The following is a 4,464-nucleotide window of genomic DNA, read 5'->3' on the forward strand; positions in this document are numbered from 1 at the left end:
GCGCTCAAAGCCTCTGAAGATGATACCACCCAGTACAACCAGTTTTCGACGTATCTGCCCTCTTTTGGTGACGAGAAGCTCATGGATATGCTCGAAGCGAATAACGTGGAGGTACAGACCCTCCCCGAAAGTGATTATAACTGGTGGACCATTCTCATATGGGGCCTTCCGCTGATTTTTCTTATCATCATTGGCATTCAGTTTTTCAGGCAGATGCGCATGCAGGGACAAAATATGTTTAAGATCGGTCAGAGCAAGGCCAAACTGCAGGATGCGGAGAAAGTCAATACTACGTTTGAAGACGTAGCCGGACTGGAAGGGGCCAAAACAGAGCTCCAGGAAATCGTAGGCTTCCTCAAAAATCCGAACCAGTTTGACTCGCTTGGCGGCGAAATTCCCAAGGGTCTGCTGATGGTCGGCCCTCCCGGTACGGGCAAGACGCTGCTGGCCCGTGCCGTAGCAGGCGAAGCCAAGGTTCCCTTTTTTACCATAACCGGGTCTGACTTTATGGAAATGTTTGTAGGCGTCGGGGCCAAGCGTGTGCGCGATATGTTTCAAAAAGCCAAAGAGAAAGCACCGAGTATTATCTTTATTGATGAAATCGACTCCATCGGCCGCAAACGGGGAGCGGGATTGGGAGGCGGACACGATGAGCGCGAACAAACACTCAATCAGATGCTGGCCGAACTCGATGGGTTTGAACCCAACGAAGGCGTTGTAGTGATGGCTGCGACGAACCGTCCCGATATACTGGACAAGGCGTTGCTTCGTCCGGGACGTTTTGATCGCCAGATTACCGTTCACTTGCCCACCCAGGAACACCGGAAAGAAATTTTAGAGATCCATGCCAAGAACAAAAAGCTTTCTGATGATATTAACCTTGAAGAAATCGCCCGGTCCACTCCCGGGTTTAGCGGCGCGGACCTGCAAAACCTGCTCAACGAAGCCGCTCTTATCGCTGCCCGGTACAAGCGCAAAGCGGTAGAACAGCAGGATGTTGACCAGGCTCGAGATAAAGTAATGATGGGTCTCAAACGGGAGGGCATTCGCTTGTCAGACCACGAGAAAAAACTTTTGGCTTATCATGAAGCAGGTCACGCTATCGTCGCCGCTGCCCTGCCCGATACCGATCCTATACACAAAGTAACGGTCATCCCGCGCGGCAAAGCCATGGGAGTCACCATGCAGCTGCCGGAAAAAGAAAAACTGCTGTATGAGAAAAAATATATGCTTGACCGCATGGCCGTTATGATGGGGGGACGAGCGGCGGAAAACCTTATTTTTGATACGGCCACCAGCGGGGCTGAAAATGATCTCAAGCAGATCACCAAGCTTGCCCGCAAGATGGTGCTGGACTGGGGTATGAGTGATAAGTTCAATAATATTGCTTTCGGAGGTCAGCGGGAGCAGGTTTTCCTTGGCGAACAGATGGGCAGCCAACAGGAATACAGCGACAGCACTGCCCGCGAAATCGACCAGGAGGTGCACCAGATTCTTAAAACAGCCTACGACCGGGCCCTCGAAGCAATCAATAAGCACCGGGATGTCCTGGACAAGCTGGCGGATGAGCTTGTGGAAAAAGAGGAGGTGTCCGGCAAAGTAGTGATGCAGTGGATGAACGGGGACCTGGACCGGCTTGAGGATGAAGAGTGGAATGAGAACGATGAGGGGGGAGAGAAAACAGAAGGTGGAAAAGAATCCCAGGAAAAGGTGGACAAAGAAAAAGGAAAAGGAAGAGGAAGAGGAAAAGAGCCGGCTCCCGGCGGGCCCGGATCCGGCGAAGAGGAGTAACGGGTCTCCTCGATTTCGATTCATCCGTATGTACTTGTATTCCTGACTGATCCACTTTAATTGAAAGAGGACGTTGAAAAACCGGATTTTCTCCTGAACGTAGTCGAACGATTTGTTTTAAGGGTTTTTCAAGTCTCACTTAACGTTGATTATTATGTGGAAAGAGTTCAAAGCCTTTGCGGTTCGCGGCAACGTCATTGATATGGCGGTGGGTATCATTATCGGTGCGGCCTTTACGACGGTGGTTCAATCGCTGGTAAAAGATATTTTGATGCCGCCATTGGGACTGCTGACCAGTAATATCGACTTCAGTAATGCGTTCCTGGTGCTCAGCCAGGGAACCACCCCGGGTCCCTATGCATCCCTTCAGGTGGCCGAAGAAGCGGGCGCTTCCGTGCTTCGGTATGGAAGCTTTTTAAATTCCCTGATCAGTTTTGCGCTTGTTGCCTTTGCCGTCTTTATGCTGGTGCGTTACATCAACAGGCTGAGGGATCCCAAGCAAACACCCGAACCGGTTTCCCCTACCGTAAAAAAGTGCAGCTTTTGCTATTCCGATATCCCCATACAGGCCACCCGCTGTCCCCACTGCACGTCCCGGCTCGATGCCGAAAGTTAACGGCTCCTGCATTGCTTTAAATCGAAATATTCACGCATACATGTGAAATAACCTTTAGGTATGTAATGTTATAGAGCTTATCTAAGGTGTGGGTTAGCTTTAGTTATTTGTTATTCGTTACCGGTTATTCGGAGTCAGCTGTTATTTGGTGATAGAATCTTCAACCGCAGCCTTTGCCTCAACCCTTCCCTGACAGCCTGTCTCCAGAGGCTACTATGAAAAGCTGATTCATCATCAAACAAAGAAAACCACCATCAAGGTAGATAGAACAGCCCCGATGCTGGCGGCAAGAATGGCCAGCGGTGCCTGGGTGTAGACGTGATCCATGAGATCACAGCCGGTAGCAAGTGAAGAAAGAATGGTCGTATCGGAAATCGGCGAACACTGGTCCCCGAACACCGCCCCGCCCACCACGGCTCCAAAACAGATCGTCAGAAAAAAGGGATCCGGCAACACGGCCCAAACCAGCGGAACCGCTACCGGAAAGACCACCGCGTAGGTCCCCCACGACGTACCCGTGGAAAAAGCGATAATGATACAAAGCAGCATTAAAATAGCCGGAAGCGCCGCAGGTACTATGGCATCGCCGACCAGTTCGATAATATAGGCGGCGGTACCCACCGAATCGGCTACGCTTTTCAGAGAGACCGCCAGCGCGAGAATGATAGCGCCGATCGTCACGCCTTTGCAGCCATCAATAAAGCCCTCCATTACGGTTTTCAGTTCCATTCCTTTGGCCAGGGCCACAAACATCCCCACCAGCACGGCCAGCACAAAGGCTTCTGCAATCATTAAAAGCGGATCTTCCTGTCCCATAATATAAAAGGTGACGATATAGGGAATGATCGCAACGCCGAGCAGGGTACCGATGGGACCAAAGAAATCAAACAACCCGGGGCGGTAATCCTCAGGAATCTTCATCTCTGTGAGCTCGGTCGCAGCCAGCGGCTCGGATTCATCCCGGTCCAGTTTGCCGGTCACTTTAGCACGCCTGATAGCCGCCCTCATTTTCTTACCGGGGATCCAGGGCAGGAGCTCCCACGCAAAAAGGAAGGTGACAATCAGGGCAAAAATACCATAAAAGTTAAACGGTAGCGCCGAAAAGAAGAAGGCGATCCCGTCCTGCGAGGTCTCAAACATCGGGATGGTCCCGACCACCAGTCCCCCGATATATATCGGCCAAACATTAAAGGGGATGATGGTAGCGGCCGGCGATGCGGTCGAGTCTACCATGTAGGAGGTTTCTTCGTGCGACACGCCGTGTTTGTCGGTAATCGGTCGCACGGTAGCCCCTGTCAACACCGTGCTGATCGTGCCCCCCTGGTGAAAAACAAGTCCCATCAGCCAGGTGAAGAATTTGGCCGTTTTGGGTCCCCGCACAATCTTGTTACTTGCCCAGGCGGCAAATTTTTGAGCTCCCCCCGTCCGCGTCCAGATGCCAATGAGTCCACCGAGCGACCACAGGTACACCAGTAGTATCAGTGCAAAATCTTCGGTGCCGATCGAAGGGATCAGGTACTCTTGGACAATATTCAGGTTCCCCGATATGACGCCCCCGAGGGCAATACCGACGAAAAGGGCGCTGACCACCTCCCGGGTCCAGAACGCCAGGACGATAGCCACCAGGGGCGGCAACACCGACCAGAAACCGAAATGATCACCCTGCCGGGGGATATCTCCGGCAAAAATGACGCCGAGGATGATAACCAGCACTGATATGGCAAGGTTTATGCGATTACCCCTGGAAAATGAGCTGAACCATGATTTATCTGTATGGGTCATAAGGTATTCGGCTATATAATTTTTGAAAACTTAACTGAATTTTACGAATAACGATTAGGATCCATCATAGGGTGGGATAGTTCAGCCTGGCCATCAGAGATCAATTGACTGATTATTTCACCACTGGCAAAACTTAAACTCATCCCCACCATGGAATGGCCGGTTGAAACAAAGATATTTTTATAGGGTTCGACTTTGCCTATATAGGGCAAACCATCGGGAGAACAGGGACGCAATCCTACCCAGACATCCTGGTCATCCAAATCCTCCAGGGA

At 51.3% G+C, this 4,464-nt stretch carries 4 protein-coding genes; 2 read left to right on the forward strand and 2 right to left on the reverse strand.

Translation table 11 applies throughout. From position 1 onward, the window contains the following. Together ftsH and mscL are read left to right on the forward strand one after the other, a co-directional pair. The coding region (gene ftsH / locus ACESLU_RS12095) for an ATP-dependent zinc metalloprotease FtsH (RefSeq protein ID WP_372638907.1) at positions 1 to 1,791 on the forward strand (1,791 nt) is incomplete at its 5' end. A 154-nt stretch (positions 1,792 to 1,945) separates the two neighbouring features. Next, positions 1,946 to 2,407, forward strand: a complete 462-nt coding sequence (gene mscL, locus ACESLU_RS12100) for a large conductance mechanosensitive channel protein MscL (RefSeq protein WP_372638908.1) — start codon at positions 1,946 to 1,948, stop codon at positions 2,405 to 2,407. A gap of 234 nt (positions 2,408 to 2,641) precedes the next feature. Here mscL and ACESLU_RS12105 read toward each other — a convergent pair whose 3' ends face one another. Beyond that, positions 2,642 to 4,189, reverse strand: coding sequence for a Na+/H+ antiporter NhaC family protein (locus tag ACESLU_RS12105; RefSeq protein ID WP_372638909.1), 1,548 nt, complete (start codon positions 4,187 to 4,189; stop codon positions 2,642 to 2,644). Between the two features lie 41 nt (positions 4,190 to 4,230). Further along, the coding region (locus ACESLU_RS12110; protein ID WP_372638910.1) for an NAD(P)/FAD-dependent oxidoreductase at positions 4,231 to 4,464 on the reverse strand (234 nt) is incomplete at its 5' end.

It is taken from the genome of Fodinibius sp. (genome assembly GCF_041642155.1).
Classification (GTDB): Bacteria; Bacteroidota; Rhodothermia; order Balneolales; family Balneolaceae; genus Fodinibius.

Excerpts from the sequence above, each read along its gene's own strand:
- mscL (WP_372638908.1), top strand. The coding sequence starts at position 1,946 with ATGTGGAAAGAGTTCAAAGCCTTTGCGGTTCGCGGCAACGTCATTGAT.
- ACESLU_RS12105 (WP_372638909.1), bottom strand. The coding sequence starts at position 4,189 with ATGACCCATACAGATAAATCATGGTTCAGCTCATTTTCCAGGGGTAAT.